Genomic DNA, 20,559 nt, shown 5'->3' with positions numbered 1-20,559 from the left:
CATAATAAAATGAAAACGATGATGGAACAAGTACGTATGGACTTCGTGAACAGAAAGAGATTTCCCGGCTGAAAAAATCTCCCCGAATAAATACTGAAAGCTACTCCAGAGTGCAGCTAACCACTGCCGTTTGCTTACGTTACAAGCACTTGAGATATAATGCATGCGCGTTATAAATTAGGGTGGTACCACGAGATAATAGTCTTCGTCCCTTTACCGGGATGGAGGCTTTTTTTGTTTTCATTTTGCGGAACATAAAAATTTCCGGTAAATGAAGCGCTTATATGCGTGAAGGTGTAATTAATCTGTACCACAATTCATCGACTTCAATAAATTTTAGGAGGAAAAAATCATGACAACAAAAACTATGACAGGTTCTGAAATTCGTCGTCTTTATTTGAATTTCTTTAAAGAAAAAGGGCATCATATTGAACCATCAGCACCATTAGTGCCAATTAATGACCCATCGCTTTTATGGATCAACTCAGGTGTGGCAACATTAAAGCCGTATTTTGACGGACGTATTATTCCAGATAACCCGCGCATTACAAACGCACAAAAATCGATTCGTACGAACGACATCGAAAACGTAGGGAAAACAGCGCGCCACCACACATTCTTTGAAATGTTAGGGAACTTCTCTATTGGGGATTACTTTAAAAAAGAATCAATTCATTACGCTTGGGAGTTTTTAACGGATCCAAAATGGATGGGCTTCGATCCTGAAAAGTTATCGGTAACTATCCACCCGGAGGATCAGGAAGCTTATGACGTATGGCATAATGAAATCGGAATTCCGAAAGAGCGCTTAATCCGATTGGAAGGCAACTTTTGGGATATCGGGGAAGGTCCATCAGGTCCAAACTCTGAAATCTTCTATGACCGCGGTGAAGAGTACGGCGTTGGTGCACCGGAAGAAGAAATGTACACAGGCGGGGAAAACGAGCGCTATCTTGAAATTTGGAACCTAGTATTTTCTCAATTCAACCATAATCCGGACGGCACTTATACGCCACTTCCAAAACAAAACATCGATACAGGTATGGGTCTTGAGCGTATCGTTTCTGTTGTACAAAATGTACCAACAAACTTTGATACAGATCTTTTCATGCCAATCATTGAAAAAACAGAAGCGTTCGCAAACCGTAGTTACAAACGTCCGCATGAAGTGGATTTAAAAGAAATTTTCGGATCGACTGAAGATGTGAATACACCATTTAAAGTAATTGCCGACCATATCCGTACAGTAGCATTTGCTATTGGTGATGGTGCATTACCATCAAATGAAGGCCGCGGCTATGTATTGCGTCGTCTATTACGTCGTGCTGTTCGATATGCGAAAAAAATCGGCATCGAAAAACCGTTTATGTTTGAATTAGTGCCGACTGTCGGAGAGATTATGCATGATTTTTATCCGCAAGTAAAAGAAAAAGAAGCATTTATTCAACGTGTGATTAAAAATGAAGAAGTGCGTTTCCATGAAACGCTTGATGGCGGATTAGCAATTTTCAACGAAGTTGCAGAAAGCCAAAAAGCTAAAGGTGAAACAGTTATCCCGGGTGCTGATGCATTCCGTTTGTATGATACATTCGGTTTCCCGATTGAATTAACGGAAGAGTACGCAGAAGAAGTTGGCATGACAGTTGACCAAGAAGGTTTTGAAGCTTCTATGGAACAACAGCGTGAACGTGCGCGTAATGCACGTGCTGACGTTGATTCAATGCAAGTGCAAAACGAAGTTCTGTCGAATTTAACACAGCAATCTACATTTATTTATGATGCATTGGAAGCTTCTGCAAAAGTTGCTGCAATTGTTGTTAACGGTCAAGAAACTTCAACAGCTTCCGAAGGTGAAGAAGCATTGGTTATTCTATCTGAAACACCGTTCTATGCTGAAATGGGTGGACAAATTGCCGATACAGGTATCATTGAAGCAGACGGATTCACGGCCATTGTAAAAGATGTTCAAAAAGCACCAAACGGCCAGCCATTACACACAGTTGTAGTGGAATCGGGTGAAATGAATGTTGGCGATATCGCTACTGCAAAAGTTGAAGAATCAAAACGTAAATTAATCCTTAAAAACCATACTGCAACACACTTAATGCACCGTGCATTAAAAGATGTATTAGGTGACCATGTAGCACAAGCAGGTTCTTATGTAGGACCAGATCGTTTGCGCTTTGACTTCTCTCACTTTGGTGCTGCAACAAAAGAAGAGCTTGCACAAGTTGAACGTGCAGTGAACGAAAAAATTTGGGAAGATATCGAAGTCGTGATTCAGGAAATGGATATTGATTCTGCAAAAGCAATGGGTGCAATGGCACTGTTCGGTGAGAAGTATGGGGATGTTGTCCGTGTTGTAGCTGTTTCGGATTATTCGATCGAACTTTGCGGTGGACTGCATGTAAGCCGTTCATCTGAAATCGGCATTTTCAAAATCGTATCCGAAAGCGGAATCGGTGCAGGTACACGCCGAATTGAGGCTGTTACAGGAAAAGCGGCATATGAAGCGATTAAAGAAGAAGAAGCAATTTTAAATGAAGCAGCAGGCCTTTTAAAATCGAATGCAAAAGACGTGGCAACTCGTGTTGCAACACTTCAAGCAGATTACAAAGAACTGCAACGCGAAAATGATTCATTGTCACAAAAAATCGCAAATGCACAAGCTGGTGCAGTATTAGATGCTGCACAAAAAATTGGTGATGTAACAGTACTTGCAACTCGTGTAGAAGCAAAAGACAATAATCAATTACGCCAGATGATGGATGATTTAAAAGAAAAAATGGAATCAGCTGTAATTGTTCTTGGAGCAGTCGATGGCGATAAAGTCATGTTATGCGCGGGTGTAACGAAGGATATCGTTGGTGGAAACTATCACGCTGGAAACATTGTGAAGCAAGTTGCTGAAGCTTGCGACGGCAAAGGCGGCGGTCGTCCGGATATGGCGATGGCCGGTGCGAAAGATGCTTCTAAATTGGAAGATGCGTTGAATGCTGTTTACGAACATGTAAAATCTTTCTAAACATCTAAATTTTACTACTGGCATATTTGAAGTGCTTGCAGGAATAAGTTATAATGATATAAATGGAGATGGGAGATAGTGCTCCATCTCCCTATTGCTGAAAGCGAGGTGCTGGTCTTGAGTTCTTTCGATAAAACAATGAAATTCAGTTTTCCAGAAGAATCCATGGAACAAGAAGTAAAGCAAGTGATGCTGAAGGTGTATACGGCTTTAGAGGAAAAAGGGTATAATCCAACAAATCAAATTGTGGGGTATTTATTATCTGGCGACCCGGCATACATCCCTCGCCACCAGGACGCACGTAATTTAATCCGCAAGCTTGAACGTGACGAGATTTTAGAGGAACTCGTTAGATTTTATATTAGAAAGAATACTGAGGCGGATAAATGAGAATTATGGGTTTAGACGTCGGCTCGAAAACAGTCGGCGTTGCAATTAGCGATGCGCTAGGGTGGACAGCGCAAGGAATCGAAACGATAAAAATCGATGAAGCGGCAGGCGAATTTGGTATTGAACGTATTAATGAGCTTGTAAAGGAACACAATGTAACAGAATTTGTTGTAGGCTACCCCAAAAACATGAATAATACAATCGGTCCCCGCGGGGAAGCTTCCGAAAGCTATAAAAAGTTGCTGGAAGATACATTTGGTTTTCCTGTTAAACTTTGGGACGAGCGTATGACAACAATGGCTGCTGAGCGAATGCTGATCGAAGCAGATGTAAGCCGTAAAAAGCGAAAGCAAGTTATTGATAAAATGGCTGCTGTCATGATTTTACAAGGTTATTTAGATAGTAAAAACTAAAGTTGCTTTATATGAGGCATTTTTGTACTTATCCGAAAAGGCTTTATGTATAATGAATTGAGCAGCAACAGGCACCAATGCCTAAATATTATGAAGAGGTGACGATCATGTCAGAACAACAAAATCACATTACAGTAGTCGATGAAAACGGCAACGAACAACTTTGCGAAATTTTACACACTTTCGATTCAGAAGAGTTCGGTAAATCATACGTATTATATTCTCTAGTAGGTGCAGAAGAAGATGAAGACGGCGCAGTTGAAATCTTTGCCTCTGCATTTGTTCCTGCTGAAAACGGTGAAGATGGCGAATTAACGCCGATTGAAACAGAAGCAGAATGGGATTTAATCGAAGAAGTATTAAACCAAATCGAAGACGAATTAGGCGAAGAAGAATAATTCATTTGACACGATAAAAACAGAGTGGGTGTTGAGCCTACTCTGTTTTATTCATTCATTGGGAGGAAATAGTATGGAAGAAAATATTTTTATATTGCAAAAAGAAGACGGCGGGGAGCAACAATGCCGCGTTGTTTTTACATTTGATTCAGAAGAGCATTCTTATGTGTTATTCTCATTAATCGGTGATGAAGAAGCCGGTATTTCTGCACTTCGCTATGTACTTGACGAAAATGGCGAAATGAGCGGCTTTTCGGATATTGAAACAGATGATGAATGGGCGATGGTTGAAGAGGTTATGAATACGGTGCTAGCGGAGTTTGGCGCAGATCAGACAAATTACTTCACGATCACGAATGACGATGACGAAGAAGTTATGTGCCAAATTTTGCACCGCTTCGAAAGCAACGGCAAAAATTACTTATTCTATGCCATTATGGAAGACGATGAGCCTGTTCTTGAAGAAGTATTCGCTTCTGCCTATATCGCTGGCGACAACGGTGAAGTAGCGGACTTGCTGCCTATCGAAACAGACGAAGAGTGGGAAATGGTAGAGCAAGTATTAAATTCATTAGCACAAAACTAATTTCAAGTACCTTACTGACGATATATACGGCGGTAAGGTTTTTTTATTGTTCAAAATTAGACAAAAACGAACATTTTCTATTATAAAACGTCGCAAATAGTGAGAATTTGCATACCTTTCGTCGCTCGATATTGTGTCGAAAGAGATTTTTATGTATCATTATGAAAGAGAAAAAGGGGGGGCTCCCGTGCTGGACGAAAATAAAAAGCAAGAAATGTTCAATAAAATGAAAGAGCGTAAAGGAGAAGTTAAAACGGTGCGTAAAATTGTGGGAATCATCGCGCTTGTCGCTCTTCTGATTATCGCCATCGTCGGTTTAGCAGGATATAGCTATGTGACATCGGCATTGAAACCAACGGACCCGGAATCGAACGAAAAAGTTGAAGTCGAAATTCCGATGGGGTCAGGTATTACATTAATATCAACTATTTTAGAAGATAAGGGCATTGTAAAGAATGCGCAGATTTTTAAATATTACACTAAATTTAAAAATGAATCGGAATTCCAAGCAGGCAGTTATGCTTTGACGAAATCCATGACACTCGACGAAATTATTGAAAGCTTAAAGACAGGTCGTGTGTATCGCGAGCCTGTATTTACAATGACAGTGCCAGAAGGGTTAACGCTAGAGCAAGTAGCTGATATTGTACAGAAAAATACTTCTCACAAAGCAGAGGACTTCATGAAAAAAGTGACGGATGCCGCTTATGTGGGGCAATTGATCACTGAGTATCCTGATTTATTGTCAGAGGCCATTTTAAAGGAAAATATTCGTCATCCATTAGAAGGTTATTTATATCCGGCAACATATCCATTCTTTGAGGAAGATCCATCAATCGAGGAAATTATCGATACAATGCTTACTGCAATGAATACGATTGTTTCCGAGTATACACCGGTATTGGAAGAACGTGAAACATCTGTTCATGAACTATTGACATTTGCATCACTGCTTGAAGAAGAGGCAACTGCCCAAACGGACCGTGAAACGATTGCAAGTGTATTCTATAACCGTATAGAAATTGATATGCCTTTACAGACAGACCCAACCGTACTGTATGCATTAGGCTCTCATAAAGACCGCGTGCTGTATGAAGATTTGGAAGTGGACAACCCGTATAATACGTATCAAAATGTTGGATTACCGCCTGGACCAATCGCGGGAGCCGGAAAAACATCAATTGAAGCGGCACTGAACCCTTCACAAACGGATTATTTATACTTCCTGGCAGATAAAGAAGGCATAAATCATTTTGCTAAAACGTATGATGAACATTTATCGAACATCGAAAAATACTTACGCTAAGAGAGTTTAATGGATGAAAAGGAATCGAATGGCTTGAAATTTCCGTTTTACGATGGAATTCAGTAAATTGTTCGCATTCCTTTTCTTTTCATGCTATTATAAATTGTGATTTTTTGTCCTTATATAACAATTTTGTAGGCGCAAACATCTTCGTTTCGTCTTTTTTCTTGTGAATGAAAGATGAGCGCAAACAACCAGGTAAAGGGAGAATGACGAATGGAATTATCAGACGCTTATATTGCTTCCTTCATTCCTGAACGTGATGAATTACTAATGGAAATGGAACGCTTCGCAGAACAGAATCATGTCCCGATTATGCAGCTTGCCGGGATTGAGTCACTAAATCAAATTTTACGCATTCAAAACCCGAAATCGATTTTGGAAATTGGTACGGCAATTGGTTATTCTGCTATACGAATGGCGCAAGCGCTGCCAAATTGTCATATTGTGACGATAGAACGTGATGTGTCACGGGTTCAGTATGCCAAGGAATTCATTGCAAGGTCAGAGGTGGCAAACCGCATACAAGTAATTGAGGGCGATGCGTTAGAGTTAGACATGGAAACGCTTCCACCTACTTTTGATGCTGTTTTTATTGATGCGGCAAAAGGGCAATACATGAAGTTTTTCGAAAAATACGCATCACTCGTTCCACCGGGTGGCGTTTTATACATCGATAATATGTATATGCACGGACTATCGGATTTAGATATAAAAGAAGTACCTAGAAGAAAGAGAACGATGATTCGCAACTTAAAAACATTTTCAGACTGGATTATGGCACATCCGGATTATTCGAGTGCGTTTTTCCCTGTCGGTGATGGTTTGTTAATTTGTTTGAAGAGGTGATTAGTTTGAAAAAACCAGAATTATTAGTAACACCACAATCCATTGAGCATATTACAGCACTGCTTGAGGCAGGTGCAGATGCTTTTGTGATCGGTGAACAAAAATTTGGCTTACGTTTAGCTGGAGACTTTACGGTAGCACAGGTGGAAGAAGCAACAAAGCTGATTCACGCTGCAGAAAAGAAGGTTTATGTAGCAGTCAATGCCTTATTCCACAACGATCGTTTAGATGCGTTGGATGAATATTTAGTGGAGATGCAGCGTATTGGGGTAGATGCATTATTATTCGGAGACCCAGCCGTAATTATCGCTGTGCGTGAAAACAACGTAACCATTCCGTTACATTGGAATCCGGAAACGACAGCAACAAACTTCTTCCAAGTGAACTATTGGGGTGAACGCGGAAGTAAGCGTGCTATACTTGCACGTGAACTTTCAGTGGATGAAGTTATTGAAATTAAAGAAAATACAAAGCATGAAATCGAAGTGCAAGTACATGGCATGACTTGTATGTTCCAATCTAAGCGCTCACTTTTAGGAAACTATTTCCTTTACCGTGACGAAGCGATGGAAATTGAAAATCGAAAAGAAAACAAAAATATGTTCCTTCACGATAAAGAGCGCAAAAATAAATATCCGATCTATGAGGATATGAATGGCACACATATTTTCTCACCGAATGATATGTGCATTATCGAGGAGTTAAATGAATTATTTGAAGCGGGCATCGATTCATTTAAAATCGATGGTGTCCTTCAAACATTTGATTATACGGTGACAGTTACAAAACTTTACCGTCAAGCGATTGATACGTATTTTGAGCAAGGTGAAGATGCGTACGATGACATTAAATCTGAACTATTTGAGCAAATCGAAGCAATTCAGCCAGCGTTACGTCCACTGGATACTGGCTTCATCTACAAGGAAACAGTTTACTAGGAAGGAGAACGAACGCAGTATGCTACAATTAATTCAAAATGATAGAATCCGTGAAACAATTAACGGGAAAACAGTAATTACGAAAAAACCAGAGCTTTTAGCACCAGCAGGAAGCCTGGAAAAATTAAAAGTAGCCGTACACTACGGTGCCGACGCTGTATTTATCGGTGGCCAGGAATTTGGTTTACGTTCAAACGCAGGGAACTTCACGATTGAAGAAATGAAGGAAGGCGTTGAATTTGCAAACAAATACGGTGCCGTTGTATATGTAACAACGAATATTTTCGCTCATAATGAAAACATGGACGGGCTGGAAGAATATTTGCAAGCAATCGAGGGAGCAGGCGTAAAAGGAATTATCGTTGCAGACCCGTTAATTATTGAAACTTGTAAAAAATGTGCACCTTCTCTAGAAATCCACCTTTCTACACAACAGTCTTTATCTAACTGGAAAGCGGTAAAGTACTGGAAAGAAGAAGGGTTGGAGCGTGTTGTTTTGGCACGTGAAGTAGGCGGAGAAGAAATGCGTAAAATGAAAGAAGAGGTAGACATTGAAATCGAAGCATTCGTGCACGGTGCAATGTGTATCGCTTATTCAGGGCGCTGTACGCTTTCAAACCATATGACGGCACGTGATTCAAACCGTGGCGGCTGCTGTCAGTCTTGCCGTTGGGATTATGACTTATATGAAAATAATGACGGTGAAGAAGTGGCATTGTTTAACGAAGGCGAAGCACCGTTTGCAATGAGCCCGAAAGACCTGAAATTAATCGAATCCATTCCACACATGATTGAGTTAGGTATTGACTCATTAAAAGTGGAAGGCCGTATGAAATCGATTCACTATATCGCTACAGTTATTTCTGTTTATCGTAAAGTAATTGATGCATACTGTGCAGACCCGGAAAACTTTACATTTGAAAAAGAATGGCTGGAAGAATTGGCGCGCTGTGCAAACCGTGCAACTGCTTCGTCATTCTTTGAAGGTGAGCCAAGCTATAAGCAACAAATGTTTGGTTTCCATTCACATAAAATGAAGTGGGATTTTGCTGGTTTTGTAATGGATTATGATGCCGACACTCAAATGGTTACATTGGAACAACGTAACTATTTCAAGACAGGCGATACGGTTGAATTTTTCGGCCCTAATATGGATACATTCAAAATGACGGTTGGCCAGCTTTGGGATAAAGACGGCAATGAACTAGATGTTGCCCGCCACCCGCTACAAATCGTTAAATTTAAAGTTGATCGCTCATTATCACATTTTGATATGATGCGAAAGGAGAATAATTAAATGTCAAACCGTCCAGTTGTAATCGGTATTGCCGGTGGTTCATGCTCAGGTAAAACCAGCGTGACACGTTCTATATATGATGTTTTTCGTGAACATTCAGTAGTTGTAATCGAACAGGATTATTATTATAAAGACCAAAGCCATATGACGTTTGAACAGCGTCTGGAAACGAACTATGATCATCCGCTGGCATTTGACAATAATTTGCTGATTGAGCATATTCATCGTTTACTTGCCTATGAATCAGTGGAAAAACCGGTCTATGATTATGTACAGCATACACGTTCAGATGAAGTCATTCATGTGGAACCAAAAGATGTAATCATCGTTGAAGGAATTTTAGTGCTGGAGGACGAGCGTCTTCGTGATTTAATGGATATTAAATTATTTGTGGATACGGACTCTGATTTACGTATTATCCGACGCATTCAACGCGATATTAAAGAACGCGGTCGCACAGCTGATTCGGTAATCGAACAGTATTTAACTGCAGTGCGTCCAATGCACAATATGTTTATTGAACCTACTAAGCGATATGCAGATGTAATCATCCCTGAAGGTGGGGAAAATAACGTTGCAATTGACTTAATGGTAACGAAAATAAAAACAATTCTTGAAACTGAATCGAACTTGTAATATGATGATGTAGTATTTACAATAATTACATTTTAAATTGATAGAACAACATAAATAATTAATCATAAAATTCGGCTGCCCGTATTACGGTGTAAACTTCTTCTAAAAGAAGGGATTTACACATACCGTAAACTAGTAGTCGGGTTTTCTGTTATTTATGAACAAAATACGTGAAAATAACATTTAAATTTATACGTATTTTTTTAGAAATAGAAATAGAAAACGCAAAAAGTAAACGTTTTCAAGTTAATACTAAGGAGTGGGAATAATGTCAAACGAAAAACAATATCCAATGACACTTGATGGAAAACAAAAATTAGAAGATGAATTAAACACATTAAAAACAGTAAAGCGTCCGGAAGTAGTAGAGCGCATTAAAGTAGCTCGCAGCTTCGGTGACCTTTCTGAGAACTCTGAATACGATTCAGCAAAAGAAGAGCAAGGATTTGTGGAAGGTCGTATTTCTTTGATTGAACAAATGCTGCGCAATGCTGTTATTATTACTGAGGACGAAACATCAAATACAATTTCTTTAGGTAAAACAGTTACATTTGATGAACTGATCAACGGTAAACGTGCAAACTTCGAAGAATCATACACAATTGTTGGTTCAGCTGAAGCCGATCCGATGGAAGGTAAAATTTCAAATGATTCTCCAATTGCTAAAGCATTGATGGGCAAGCATGTGGATGATGTTGTAAAACTGACGACACCAGGCGGAGAAATGGAAGTTATTATTTTAGAAGTAAAATAATTATTGGAGCAGTTAGCATAAATTGCTAGCTGCTTTTCTTTTGTTAAGTACTGGAAGACTTTTCAGTGTTTAATTTCCGTGCAACCTTTGATGTTCTAATGCTAAAATAGGTTTGCATAGGAGGAATTGAAATGGAACGAAAAAGACGATTTCAAACACGACAACAGTATGCTGAACAAAAATCAAAACAGACGAAATTTCAGAAAGCGGATAAAAGATTAAATTACTTAATCGCCGTAGTCGCTGTATTAATTGTGGCAACATTAATTTTTATTATTACGCAAGAGCCAAGCCCCAAAAACGAAGCCGAAAGACAAGATTCACCGGCGGAAGTAGCTACAGATGTTCCGGAAGATGATGCTGGGCAGGAGACGGAAGATAATGAAACAGAAACAAATGTCCCGGAAGAAGCAGAAGAGGAAGAAAACTCTTCGGATGAAACGGAACAGCCGACTTCTGAATCGGGTAATATGGTAAGTCCTTCCGATGATCCGGCAGTAAAAGAAGTGATTACAAATCCGAATTGGCCGGCCTATCCGACGGCACAAACTGGTGAACATGTATCGACATATGAAAAAGGGCATATTGATTACGAAGAAAAACTTAAAGCAATATTTAGTGTCATCGATTTACAGCAGGAAAACAGTATTGTGCTGCGGGTGAATAATAACGGTAGCGCGGAAAATGCAATTGCCGTTGTCACATCGATGGATAAAGAACAGAAATACCGTGTAAGTATTGAATGGGTCGACAATGAAGGCTGGAAACCGATTCAAGTGGAAGTTTTATCAACACTGGAAGGTTCACAATAACGCGTTTAGTGAGCAAGTTTAATTGGAGGAATGAATAAATGACAATAGCAGTAATCGGCGCAATGGAGCAGGAAGTAGAATTATTACGAGACGCACTACAAAATACGAAAACGGAAACAATCGCAAACAGTGAATACACAACAGGTACATATGAAGGCAAGGAAGTGGTACTTTTAAAAAGCGGTATCGGTAAAGTGAATGCGGCAATGTCTACAACAATCCTATTGGAAAAGTTTAATCCGAAAGTTGTCATCAATACAGGATCTGCAGGCGGTTTTGATGCAGCATTAAAAGTTGGGGATATTGTTATTTCGGATGAAGTACGTCACCATGATGTAGATGTAACAGCTTTTGGCTATGAGATCGGTCAAATGGCTGGGATGCCGGCAGCATATAAATCGGACGAAAATTTAATGGAAGTCGCAAAACAGGCAGTAAAAGAAGTGGGAGAGCATAATTACAGTGTAGGGCTAATTTGTTCAGGCGATGTATTTATGAGCAATCCTGAGCGTGTTGAAGCAGTACGAAAAGATTTCCCTACAATGAAAGCCGTGGAAATGGAAGCGGCGGCTGTAGCGCAAGTATGCCATCAATTCAATACACCGTTTGTTGTCATTCGTGCACTATCAGACATTGCAGGACAAGAATCAAGCATGTCATTTGATGAGTTTTTACCTGTTGCAGCAAAACACTCAACAGAAATCGTATTAAACGCTATTACAAAATTATAATTCGGATCAAAACGATAAATGCCCAATCACAAAAAAGATTGGGCATTTTTTTATCATGTTTAAATTTAATGTTTGTTTGAAAACTTCCTTTCAAATCAAAGGAGACTTATTCTTTCTCTCCATGCTTAAACTGCTGGTAAAGCTTAATAAGTGCCCGTTTTTCAATGCGTGAAACATAGCTGCGTGAAATATTGAGTCTTTTAGCAATTTCCTTTTGGGTATGCGGGTCGAAGTTTTGGAGCCCATATCGGTAGGAAATAATTTCGAGCTCACGCGGATCTAATGTATCTAAATAGCGATACAGTTGGGCAAAATCTTCCTGTCGTTCAATTTTTTCGATTGTTGAAGGTTCGTCAAGCTGCAGTAAATCACGGATTTGAAGAGACTGCCCATCTTTATCGATACCAATCGGCTCAAATAACGAGACATCCTTTTGCACTTTTTTTTGTGCACGAAGATGCATCAGAATTTCATTTTCGATACATCGGGCGGCATATGTGGCGAGACGTGTCTTTTTTTCTGGTGTGAAGCTGCTCACGGCTTTCATAAGACCAATCGTGCCAATTGAAATATAATCATCAAGCAAATCGTGTGAAGGATGGAATTTTTTTACGACATGTGCAACTAAACGCATGTTTCGCTCAATTAATTCAACACGTGCGCTTTCATCCCCCTTTATAAAACGATTGATGACTTCCTCTTCTTCCTCGCGTGATAACGGTTTATAAAACGTCTGCCCTTTTAAATAGCCTAATAATGCGGGAAGCTCAAGCCAAAGTTGAACCAATGCTGTCACAAAACCGCTCAAGCAATTAACATCCTTTCATCTTTTCGACAGTATATGATGAATTTTGCGCAGAAATGAAAAAAAGTGTAAGAGCTATATTTTGCTCTTACACTTTTTTCAATGTAAACGTACTTACCATTAATAATGCTAATACCGGAAAAAGAATAAAATAAAATGTTTCAGATAACGTATTTGTAAAGAAATATGAAATAGTTAGTAACGTACCTGCCGCTGTAATTGGCAGACCTACGAAATAGCCTGTTGAATCCATTACATTGAATCGAGCTAAACGCAACGCACCGGCAGCGATGAATAACACGGGCATCATCATTCCTGTAAATCCTGCATTCATTAATGCCATTTCATACATTAAAAGGGCAGGTGCTACACCGAAGGAAATAATGTCTGCCATTGAATCAAGCTGTTTTCCCAATTCGGACTCCTGATTAAATTTACGGGCAACTTTACCATCATACCGATCTAAAAAAGCAGCGATAAAAATTAATAATACACTATAGCTATGATACTCATTCAATGTAGCCATAATTGCAGCCCCACCAAATGACATATTTGTAATTGTAATAATATTAGCAGCATTTGCTTTTATTTTTTTAAATGTTGAATCGACTTTTTGAAGTAGAAACATTGGAAAACACTCCCTTGCACATCGGCTATATTCTATTATACTTGTTCTATTAAAAAAAGGTAATAGTTAATTCATATTAAGACCTATCTTTGTATGGCCAGTCATTATATAATTTACTTTTATCCCGTTCACTTTATCAATACTTAATTAAAACCGGAGGACCTAGAATGAAGGAAAAATTATACCGGAATATGATAGAACTATCAAATGGTAAAATCTCTTCGAAAATTTTACAACAGATTGCTCAATCCCGTTTAAGTAAAAATTTTATTCGTAGCTATAGTCAAATATACGGAATTAACATACAAGAAGTTTCAAAATCTCCAAAAGAATTTACGAGCCTGCATGATTTTTTTGTTCGTCAGTTGAAAGAAGAAGTGCGTCCGGTAGATGTTCGCGCGGATATATTTGCGAGTCCTGTTGATGCGAAAATAGAAGCTTTCGGCAATATTGAAGATCAGGAAATGTTTACTGTGAAAAATAAGCCGTATTCTTTAATTGATCTAATGGGAAATGAAACACAGGCAAAGAGGTATAATAATGGCAAATATATTGTTTTTTACTTGAGTCCTGCAGATTATCACCGTATTCATAGTCCGATTGATGGTGTTGTTACGCGACAATACATACTTGGGCAAAAGTCTTATCCTGTTAACCAGATGGGCTTACAATACGGGAAAAAACCGATCAGTCATAATTATCGTATGATTAGCGAAATTAACTATGAAAAAGATCATTATACAGCATTCATTAAAGTAGGAGCGACATTTGTGAATTCAATCGAACTTACGAACACATCCACACAGTGGAAAAAAGGCGAAGAAGTTGGCTATTTTGCTTTTGGCTCAACTGTTGTAATGTTATTCGAACAAAATACAATTGAATTTACGGAGAATGTAACAAATGGGGCGAAGATAAAAATGGGAGAAGCCTTTGCTACTATGGTATAATGAATAAATAAATTTTGAGTTAGGGGTTACGGCTTTGTACAACTTTTTATTACCAGATGAATTTATTCGCAGTGTATATGAAATTACACCGGAAAAATTAAAGGATTTAGGCATTAAAGGGATCATAACAGATTTAGATAATACGCTTGTTGAATGGGACCGTGCTGATGCAACGGAAGAGCTTGTACAATGGTTTGAAATGTTGCGTGAAGCAGGCATAAAAATTATCATTGCCTCAAACAACCATGAAGCACGGGTGCGCCAGTTTGCAGAACCGCATGGCATACCGTTTATTTTTCGTGCAAAAAAACCATTAGGTGCAGCATATTATGCGGCCCTTGTTCAGCTGCGTCTACGTCGCCATGAAGTTGCGATGCTGGGAGATCAGCTATTAACAGATGTGATGGGTGCAAAACGTCAAAAACTTTATACGTTTTTAGTTCGTCCTGTTGCTGACTCTGATGGACTCGTTACAAAATTTAACCGCTTCGTCGAACGTCGTGTATATAACGATTTAAAGCGAAAAGGAAAGTATCCTTGGGAAGACTAAAAACGACCCAAGTTTTTTTGCATGAATGTGCAATAGTAGTTAGGAGGAAATAGTGAATGAATGAAATGCCACAATGTATTGGCTGTGGAACAGTGATTCAAACTGAAGATAAAAATGGATTAGGGTATGCACCTGCATCCTCGCTGGAAAAGGAAATGATTATTTGTCAACGTTGTTTCCGTTTAAAAAACTATAATGAAATCCAACCTGTTAGTTTAACGGATGATGATTTTTTACGTATTTTAAACGGCCTTGGACAACAGCAAGGTCTAATCGTAAAAATCGTGGATATATTCGATTTTAATGGCAGCTGGCTACCAGGTTTACACCGATTCGTTGGAAATAATCCCGTTCTTTTAGTAGCAAATAAAGCAGACCTTTTACCTAAATCGGTAAAAGAAAAGAAAGTAATTAACTGGTTAAAACGTGAAGCAAAAGCGCTTGGTTTGAAGCCTGTTGATGTGAAGCTTGTTTCGGCACATAAAGGATTAGGCATGCAGGAAGTCGTTGAAGCAATTGAAGAATACCGTAATGGCAAAGATGTATATGTTGTAGGTTGTACAAATGTCGGCAAATCGACGTTTATCAACCGGATTATTAAGCAAGCTACAGGTGAAGGAGAAATTATTACAACTTCTCATTTCCCGGGAACTACGCTTGATATGATTGGCATTCCGCTAGATGACGGATCATCTTTATATGATACACCTGGTATTATTAATCATCACCAAATGGCACACCATATCGATTCAAGTGAATTAAAATATATTATGCCGAAAAAAGAAATTAAACCAAAAGTGTACCAGCAAAATGCTGGACAAACCCTATTTATCGGTGCTCTTGCCCGTTTTGATTTTATTCAAGGCGACCGTTCGGCATTTACTGTCCATGTGGCAAATGACTTACCGATTCACCGTACGAAGCTGGAACGTGCGGATCAATTATATGAAGAGCACAAAGGTGAGTTACTGGCACCTCCAACATCTAAACATATCGATCAATTACCGCCATTAGTGCGTCACGAGTTTTCGATTAAAGAACCGAAAACAGATGTAGTCATCTCAGGGCTAGGCTGGGTTACTGTGCAACATGCCAATGTTGTCGTAGCAGCACACGCACCAAAAGGCGTAGAAGTATTCATTCGCCCGTCACTGATTTAACTGAACGGTCTCTTCATCAGTAGGAGCAAGTGTTACTTTGTAGTGAATGAATGGTAGTAGGAAAGAGGGAAATGTCGATGAAAAAGTGGTTTGCGGTTATTGGGGATCCGATTGCACAGTCAAAATCTCCAGAAATGCATAATGCATGGTATGAAGAGGAAAATGTGGATGCAACGTATATTCCGATACACGTGAAGCCAGAACATCTACAACAAGCTGTTGCATCATTCAAACTGTTAGGGACAAGTGGCTGGAATGTAACGATTCCGCATAAACAAACGATCATTCCGTTCCTGGATGAACTCGACGAACTTGCGGAAAAAATGGGCGCGGTCAACACGGTCGTGCGCACTGCAGAAGGTAAATTAAAAGGCTATAATACTGATGGTCCTGGTTTTGTAAAATCACTTGAGCATGCGATCGGTACAATGAAGCGGGACGCACCGATTTTACTAATCGGAGCAGGTGGCGCAGCCCGTGGTATTGCATTTGCTCTACAGCTTACAGGTTATAAAAATATAACTATTGCCAACCGAACAGTTGAAAATGCACAGCGGATCATTGACGACATGCATGCCGGCAAAGCTGTTTCTATGCAAGAAGCAGAACGAAGCCTGGCTAATTTTGAAATTTTTATTCAAACAACACCAGCAGGGATGACAACAGGCAACTTTGCATTACCATTTTCGCTTGAAAAGTTCCCGGCAGGCGCAATTGCTGCAGATATTGTGTATAATCCATTAATGACGCCATTTTTGCAAGCGGCTGAGCAAAAAGGTGCGATAATTATCAATGGATTAGGCATGTTCGTGCATCAAGGTGCGATAGCCTACGAACACTGGTTAGGTCATTATCCAAATACAAATGCAATGATTGCCCGTTTAACGGCGCAATTAGGAGGAAATTATGTTAACAGGTAAACAAAAACGTTTTTTACGTGCTGAGGCACATCACTTAGATCCAATTTTCCAAGTTGGGAAAGGTGGCGTAAATGATGCAATGATTGCACAATTGCGCGATGTATTGGAAGCACGCGAACTTATTAAAGTACGCATTTTAGACAACTGTGAAGAAGACAAAAATGTCGTGGCGGAAGAACTGGCTGCCGGTACTCGTGCAGAGCTCGTTCAACTGATCGGTTTGACAGTTGTATTATATAAAGAATCACGCAACAATAAAAAAATCGTATTACCTAAAGTAGCTACGAAATAAGGTGAAGTGTAATGAAGAAAGTCGGTCTTTTTGGCGGAACCTTTAATCCACCGCATATCGGACATTTAATGATGGCCAATGAAGTGTATGCAGCGCTTGGTTTGTCGGAAGTACGCTTCATGCCGAATGCAAAACCGCCTCATAAGGATTTGTCCCGCTCGGCAACAAATGCACAGCGTCTGCGGATGGTTGAGCTGGCGATCGAGGACATTCCATATTTTCATGTGGAAACATATGAACTTGAGCGCGGAGGGGTATCCTATACATTAGATACAATGAAAGCGTTGTGCGAAAGAGAACCACAAACACAGTTTTATTTTATTATCGGCGGGGACATGATCGATTCTTTGCATACATGGCACCGTATCGATGACTTAATGGAACTTGTCACATTTGTTGGAGTAAAGCGCCCTGGCAGTGAAGCAAAATCAACCTACGATGTGTGTATGGTGGAAGCTCCGCAAATTGACCTTTCTTCAACATATATTCGAAATCGATTACAGCAAACAGAGGCACCTTTACAGTTTTTATTGCCTGCTGCAGTTGAACAGTATATTCGAAAGGAAGGTTTGTATGGAACGTCAAACGATGCTGGCAGCGATTAAAGAGCGAATGCCCGAAAAGCGGTATATTCATACGATTGGTGTAATGGAAACAGCGATCCGTTTAGCTCAGCAATACGATGAAAATCCCAAAAAAGCTGAGATTGCGGCAATTTTCCATGATATCGCTAAATATGCGGATGTTGCCTGGATGAAGCAAGTTGTAACCGAGCAGCAGTTGGATGCACGCCTGCTTGACTGGGGTGCTGAAATATTGCATGGTCCGGTCGGTGCCTGGATTGTCGAGACGGAATTCCAAATTAATGATGAAGCCATTTTAAATGCAATTCGTTACCATACTACCGGACGTGCGAATATGACAACTTTTGAGAAAATTATTTATGTAGCAGATATGATTGAACCAAATCGTAAATTTCTCGGTGTAGAGGAACTAAGAACATTGGCAGACATCAGTTTAGAGGATGCATTCCGGGCATGTGTGACCCATACGCTCAGTTTTTTAGTTTCGTCACAGCAGGCGATTTACCCTGTTTCAATTGAATGCTACAACAGCTTAATAAGAGAGGAATAAACATACATGAATGAAACGTTATTAAATATTACGTACAAAGCAATCGATGACAAGCGAGGAGAGGATATCGTTGCATTGAATATGCAGGGGATTTCACTTTTAGCTGATTATTTCATCATTGCGGAAGGTAGCTCAGAGCGCCAAGTACAGGCAATTGCACGTGAAATTAAAGAAAAAGCAGAAGAAGCGGGTTACTCAGTACGTAAGCTTGAAGGCTTTGACACAGCACGCTGGATTTTAGTCGATATGGGTGATGTTGTTGCACATATTTTCCATAAAGATGAGCGTGCCTATTACAACCTAGAGCGCCTATGGGGAGATGCACCACAACTAGACGCGCCACAAATGGACAATGAATAGTTATGAGCGTTTTGCAGAAGTTTATGATGAATTGATGACCGATATCCCGTACACGGAATATTTGGAATGGATTCAGACATATGCACCTGCACAGAACTATAAAAATCTGCTCGATATTGGCTGTGGTACAGGAACACTTGCATTAATGTTGCATAAAGCGGGTTACGCTGTATCAGGGATTGATTTATCGGAAGAAATGCTATCCATTGCCAGTGCCCGTATGGATGCTGAGAAAGTTACAATGCCTCTTTTTGCTATGTCAATGGACGAGCTGGAAGGCTTCAGCGACTTGGATGTTGCCATTATTCCGGTTGACTCGATTAACTATGTAAAAGAGCAGCACAATGTAATGGAAACATTGAAGCGGATATTTGACAGTCTTCGTGAAGGCGGACAGCTATTCTTTGATGTACATTCATTATTTAAGATGGACGATATTTTTCTGGATGGTCCTTTTACGTTTGATGACGGGGAAATTTCTTATGTTTGGCATACTGAACCGGGTGAAGAACCGTATTCCGTGTATCATCAGATGACGTTTTTTGTATTAACAGAAAGCGGACTGTATGAACGTTTTGACGAGGAACATTATCAGCGCACATTTGCATATGGGCAATATGTGAAATGGCTGGAAGAAATCGGTTTTTCTCATGTTGAAGTGACGGCAGACTGGACGACAGCACAACCGACTGATGAAAGCGAACGAATTTTTATTCGGGCGGTTAAATAAAATAGTCGAAAAAGTAAGTTTCGGCAGTTTTGATTGAAATACCTTTTCATAAAGAAGTGGAATTTGTATAGTGGAGATAAGCTCCATATATAAAACCTTCTTTATGAAAGGGTGTTTTTTATTTTGCAGCCATTTCTGGAGAAGTATAAAAAGCAAATTGCCCTACTGGGCGGAGTAGTTGCAGCGATTTTAATTTACTTATTAGTCTTTGATGATTCCTCTAACCGTGCTACGATCGAAACAATTGACCAAATCACACTTGCTGCAAGTGATGAACCTTCCACAATACCGGAAACGGAAATCGAAACTGAATCTAAGCCAATAGTGGTGGATGTAAAAGGCGCGGTAATATATCCGGGTGTGTACACATTATCCGAAGAACAACGGATTGTCGATGCTGTTGAAGCGGCAGGAGGATACACGGACGATGCCAATCCGGTGCTCATTAACCATGCTCAAAAGCTTCACGATGAAATGGTAATCTATATACCGAAAATAGGGGAAGAACCTGAAGAGTTAATGGAACAGATAATACAGGCGAGTCCGGCAACCGGTTCCGGTAGTGGAAGTTCCAACGGGAAAATTAATATAAATAAAGCATCTGAAGGGGAATTGACTCAGCTGCCAGGAATTGGCCCAGCCAAGGCGGCTGCGATTATTCAGCATCGGTCCGAACAAGGAAATTTTCAAATCATTGAGGACTTAAAAAATGTCATGGGAATCGGTGATAAGACATTTGAACAGTTAAAGGACTTAATTGATGTAAAATAAAGTGAAACTTCACTCAGTGGGGACGTTCTTTCCCCGCGGATTAGAAGGAACACAAGCTAAAACCGTCACGTCCTGTGACAACGCTTGTGTGACCAACATCATGTTGGTCCGAACCAATCGGGCT

The 20,559-nt window shown here is 39.8% G+C and carries 25 protein-coding genes; 23 read left to right on the top strand and 2 right to left on the bottom strand.

The annotated features are described in order from the left end of the window. Nucleotides 1-352 precede the first annotated feature (352 nt). The 13 genes from alaS to mtnN all read left to right on the top strand — a co-directional run bounded on the left by alaS (nt 353) and on the right by mtnN (nt 12,135). A complete protein-coding gene (gene alaS / locus MKY07_RS12695) occupies nt 353-3,025 on the top strand; it encodes an alanine--tRNA ligase (protein WP_008407657.1) in 2,673 nt (890 codons plus the stop codon). A gap of 117 nt (nt 3,026-3,142) precedes the next feature. Beyond that, the gene (locus MKY07_RS12690) at nt 3,143-3,415 is read left to right on the top strand and encodes an IreB family regulatory phosphoprotein (protein WP_014823361.1); all 273 of its coding nucleotides are present in this window, start codon (nt 3,143-3,145) and stop codon (nt 3,413-3,415) included. Next, nucleotides 3,412-3,828 carry a Holliday junction resolvase RuvX gene (gene ruvX / locus MKY07_RS12685; protein WP_008407654.1) on the top strand — a complete coding sequence of 139 codons (417 nt, stop codon included), beginning with the start codon at nt 3,412-3,414 and terminating at the stop codon, nt 3,826-3,828. Before MKY07_RS12690 ends, ruvX begins: the two co-directional genes overlap by 4 nt. A 107-nt stretch (nt 3,829-3,935) precedes the next feature. Beyond that, nucleotides 3,936-4,226, top strand: a complete 291-nt coding sequence (locus MKY07_RS12680) for a DUF1292 domain-containing protein (protein WP_014823362.1) — start codon at nt 3,936-3,938, stop codon at nt 4,224-4,226. A gap of 73 nt (nt 4,227-4,299) precedes the next feature. Continuing rightward, a complete protein-coding gene (locus MKY07_RS12675) occupies nt 4,300-4,812 on the top strand; it encodes a DUF1292 domain-containing protein (protein ID WP_008407650.1) in 513 nt (170 codons plus the stop codon). 187 nt (nt 4,813-4,999) lie between these two features. Beyond that, nucleotides 5,000-6,118, top strand: a complete 1,119-nt coding sequence (gene mltG / locus MKY07_RS12670) for an endolytic transglycosylase MltG (protein ID WP_339262498.1) — start codon at nt 5,000-5,002, stop codon at nt 6,116-6,118. Nucleotides 6,119-6,334: 216 nt separating this feature from the next. Then, nucleotides 6,335-6,967, top strand: a complete 633-nt coding sequence (locus tag MKY07_RS12665; RefSeq protein WP_339262496.1) for an O-methyltransferase — start codon at nt 6,335-6,337, stop codon at nt 6,965-6,967. Nucleotides 6,968-6,972: 5 nt separating this feature from the next. After that, on the top strand, nt 6,973-7,905 hold the full coding sequence (locus MKY07_RS12660) for a peptidase U32 family protein (protein WP_339262494.1): 933 nt from the start codon (nt 6,973-6,975) through the stop codon (nt 7,903-7,905). A gap of 19 nt (nt 7,906-7,924) precedes the next feature. After that, entirely contained in the window at nt 7,925-9,202 is a 1,278-nt protein-coding gene (locus MKY07_RS12655) for a U32 family peptidase (RefSeq protein WP_008407642.1), read from the top strand. Next, nucleotides 9,203-9,838 carry a uridine kinase gene (udk, locus tag MKY07_RS12650; protein WP_008407640.1) on the top strand — a complete coding sequence of 212 codons (636 nt, stop codon included), beginning with the start codon at nt 9,203-9,205 and terminating at the stop codon, nt 9,836-9,838. Between the two features lie 268 nt (nt 9,839-10,106). Next, the gene (gene greA, locus MKY07_RS12645; RefSeq protein ID WP_008407639.1) at nt 10,107-10,592 is read left to right on the top strand and encodes a transcription elongation factor GreA; all 486 of its coding nucleotides are present in this window, start codon (nt 10,107-10,109) and stop codon (nt 10,590-10,592) included. 131 nt (nt 10,593-10,723) lie between these two features. Further along, entirely contained in the window at nt 10,724-11,404 is a 681-nt protein-coding gene (locus MKY07_RS12640; RefSeq protein WP_008407637.1) for a YrrS family protein, read from the top strand. A 38-nt stretch (nt 11,405-11,442) separates the two neighbouring features. Further along, nucleotides 11,443-12,135, top strand: coding sequence for a 5'-methylthioadenosine/S-adenosylhomocysteine nucleosidase (mtnN, locus tag MKY07_RS12635; protein WP_339262489.1), 693 nt, complete (start codon nt 11,443-11,445; stop codon nt 12,133-12,135). A gap of 106 nt (nt 12,136-12,241) precedes the next feature. Here the strand turns inward: mtnN and sigK are convergent, their stop codons facing one another. Together sigK and pssA are read right to left on the bottom strand one after the other, a co-directional pair. Then, nucleotides 12,242-12,943 carry an RNA polymerase sporulation sigma factor SigK gene (gene sigK, locus MKY07_RS12630; protein ID WP_008407633.1) on the bottom strand — a complete coding sequence of 234 codons (702 nt, stop codon included), beginning with the start codon at nt 12,941-12,943 and terminating at the stop codon, nt 12,242-12,244. 85 nt (nt 12,944-13,028) lie between these two features. Beyond that, nucleotides 13,029-13,568, bottom strand: a complete 540-nt coding sequence (pssA, locus tag MKY07_RS12625; protein WP_008407632.1) for a CDP-diacylglycerol--serine O-phosphatidyltransferase — start codon at nt 13,566-13,568, stop codon at nt 13,029-13,031. A gap of 167 nt (nt 13,569-13,735) precedes the next feature. Here pssA and MKY07_RS12620 point away from each other — a divergent pair, with 167 nt between their 5' ends. The 10 genes from MKY07_RS12620 (at nt 13,736) to MKY07_RS12575 (ending at nt 20,435) form a co-directional block, all read left to right on the top strand. Next, entirely contained in the window at nt 13,736-14,518 is a 783-nt protein-coding gene (locus MKY07_RS12620; RefSeq protein ID WP_008407630.1) for a phosphatidylserine decarboxylase, read from the top strand. A gap of 34 nt (nt 14,519-14,552) precedes the next feature. Next, nucleotides 14,553-15,068, top strand: a complete 516-nt coding sequence (locus MKY07_RS12615; RefSeq protein ID WP_014823368.1) for a YqeG family HAD IIIA-type phosphatase — start codon at nt 14,553-14,555, stop codon at nt 15,066-15,068. 56 nt (nt 15,069-15,124) lie between these two features. Continuing rightward, complete coding sequence (gene yqeH / locus MKY07_RS12610) at nt 15,125-16,228, top strand: ribosome biogenesis GTPase YqeH (protein ID WP_339262485.1); 1,104 nt, start codon at nt 15,125-15,127, stop codon at nt 16,226-16,228. 77 nt (nt 16,229-16,305) lie between these two features. Further along, the gene (gene aroE, locus MKY07_RS12605) at nt 16,306-17,148 is read left to right on the top strand and encodes a shikimate dehydrogenase (RefSeq protein ID WP_339262483.1); all 843 of its coding nucleotides are present in this window, start codon (nt 16,306-16,308) and stop codon (nt 17,146-17,148) included. Further along, on the top strand, nt 17,135-17,440 hold the full coding sequence (gene yhbY / locus MKY07_RS12600) for a ribosome assembly RNA-binding protein YhbY (RefSeq protein ID WP_008407625.1): 306 nt from the start codon (nt 17,135-17,137) through the stop codon (nt 17,438-17,440). The genes aroE and yhbY overlap by 14 nt, the downstream gene beginning before the upstream one ends. 11 nt (nt 17,441-17,451) lie before the next feature. Continuing rightward, nucleotides 17,452-18,045 (top strand): nicotinate-nucleotide adenylyltransferase, encoded by a 594-nt coding sequence (locus tag MKY07_RS12595; RefSeq protein ID WP_339262480.1) that lies wholly within the window; start codon nt 17,452-17,454, stop codon nt 18,043-18,045. Further along, nucleotides 18,014-18,574 (top strand): bis(5'-nucleosyl)-tetraphosphatase (symmetrical) YqeK, encoded by a 561-nt coding sequence (gene yqeK / locus MKY07_RS12590; RefSeq protein WP_339262478.1) that lies wholly within the window; start codon nt 18,014-18,016, stop codon nt 18,572-18,574. Before MKY07_RS12595 ends, yqeK begins: the two co-directional genes overlap by 32 nt. A 6-nt stretch (nt 18,575-18,580) precedes the next feature. Next, nucleotides 18,581-18,934, top strand: coding sequence for a ribosome silencing factor (gene rsfS / locus MKY07_RS12585; protein WP_339262476.1), 354 nt, complete (start codon nt 18,581-18,583; stop codon nt 18,932-18,934). Continuing rightward, on the top strand, nt 18,927-19,664 hold the full coding sequence (locus MKY07_RS12580) for a class I SAM-dependent methyltransferase (RefSeq protein WP_339262474.1): 738 nt from the start codon (nt 18,927-18,929) through the stop codon (nt 19,662-19,664). The genes rsfS and MKY07_RS12580 overlap by 8 nt, the downstream gene beginning before the upstream one ends. 123 nt (nt 19,665-19,787) lie before the next feature. Next, nucleotides 19,788-20,435 carry a helix-hairpin-helix domain-containing protein gene (locus MKY07_RS12575; RefSeq protein ID WP_339262472.1) on the top strand — a complete coding sequence of 216 codons (648 nt, stop codon included), beginning with the start codon at nt 19,788-19,790 and terminating at the stop codon, nt 20,433-20,435. The last annotated feature ends 124 nt before the right edge of the window (nt 20,436-20,559 follow it).

Source organism: Solibacillus sp. FSL W7-1472, assembly GCF_037969775.1.
Taxonomy (GTDB): Bacteria; Bacillota; Bacilli; order Bacillales_A; family Planococcaceae; genus Solibacillus; species Solibacillus silvestris.
Note: the sequence above shows the minus strand (reverse complement) of the source record. Positions and strands in the feature narration are given on the sequence as shown.

Excerpts from the sequence above, each read along its gene's own strand:
- alaS (WP_008407657.1), top strand. The coding sequence starts at position 353 with ATGACAACAAAAACTATGACAGGTTCTGAAATTCGTCGTCTTTATTTG.
- ruvX (WP_008407654.1), top strand. The coding sequence starts at position 3,412 with ATGAGAATTATGGGTTTAGACGTCGGCTCGAAAACAGTCGGCGTTGCA.
- MKY07_RS12680 (WP_014823362.1), top strand. The coding sequence starts at position 3,936 with ATGTCAGAACAACAAAATCACATTACAGTAGTCGATGAAAACGGCAAC.
- MKY07_RS12675 (WP_008407650.1), top strand. The coding sequence starts at position 4,300 with ATGGAAGAAAATATTTTTATATTGCAAAAAGAAGACGGCGGGGAGCAA.
- MKY07_RS12665 (WP_339262496.1), top strand. The coding sequence starts at position 6,335 with ATGGAATTATCAGACGCTTATATTGCTTCCTTCATTCCTGAACGTGAT.
- MKY07_RS12655 (WP_008407642.1), top strand. The coding sequence starts at position 7,925 with ATGCTACAATTAATTCAAAATGATAGAATCCGTGAAACAATTAACGGG.
- udk (WP_008407640.1), top strand. The coding sequence starts at position 9,203 with ATGTCAAACCGTCCAGTTGTAATCGGTATTGCCGGTGGTTCATGCTCA.
- greA (WP_008407639.1), top strand. The coding sequence starts at position 10,107 with ATGTCAAACGAAAAACAATATCCAATGACACTTGATGGAAAACAAAAA.
- MKY07_RS12640 (WP_008407637.1), top strand. The coding sequence starts at position 10,724 with ATGGAACGAAAAAGACGATTTCAAACACGACAACAGTATGCTGAACAA.
- mtnN (WP_339262489.1), top strand. The coding sequence starts at position 11,443 with ATGACAATAGCAGTAATCGGCGCAATGGAGCAGGAAGTAGAATTATTA.
- pssA (WP_008407632.1), bottom strand. The coding sequence starts at position 13,568 with ATGTTTCTACTTCAAAAAGTCGATTCAACATTTAAAAAAATAAAAGCA.
- MKY07_RS12620 (WP_008407630.1), top strand. The coding sequence starts at position 13,736 with ATGAAGGAAAAATTATACCGGAATATGATAGAACTATCAAATGGTAAA.
- yqeH (WP_339262485.1), top strand. The coding sequence starts at position 15,125 with ATGAATGAAATGCCACAATGTATTGGCTGTGGAACAGTGATTCAAACT.
- aroE (WP_339262483.1), top strand. The coding sequence starts at position 16,306 with ATGAAAAAGTGGTTTGCGGTTATTGGGGATCCGATTGCACAGTCAAAA.
- yhbY (WP_008407625.1), top strand. The coding sequence starts at position 17,135 with ATGTTAACAGGTAAACAAAAACGTTTTTTACGTGCTGAGGCACATCAC.
- MKY07_RS12595 (WP_339262480.1), top strand. The coding sequence starts at position 17,452 with ATGAAGAAAGTCGGTCTTTTTGGCGGAACCTTTAATCCACCGCATATC.
- yqeK (WP_339262478.1), top strand. The coding sequence starts at position 18,014 with ATGGAACGTCAAACGATGCTGGCAGCGATTAAAGAGCGAATGCCCGAA.
- rsfS (WP_339262476.1), top strand. The coding sequence starts at position 18,581 with ATGAATGAAACGTTATTAAATATTACGTACAAAGCAATCGATGACAAG.
- MKY07_RS12580 (WP_339262474.1), top strand. The coding sequence starts at position 18,927 with ATGAATAGTTATGAGCGTTTTGCAGAAGTTTATGATGAATTGATGACC.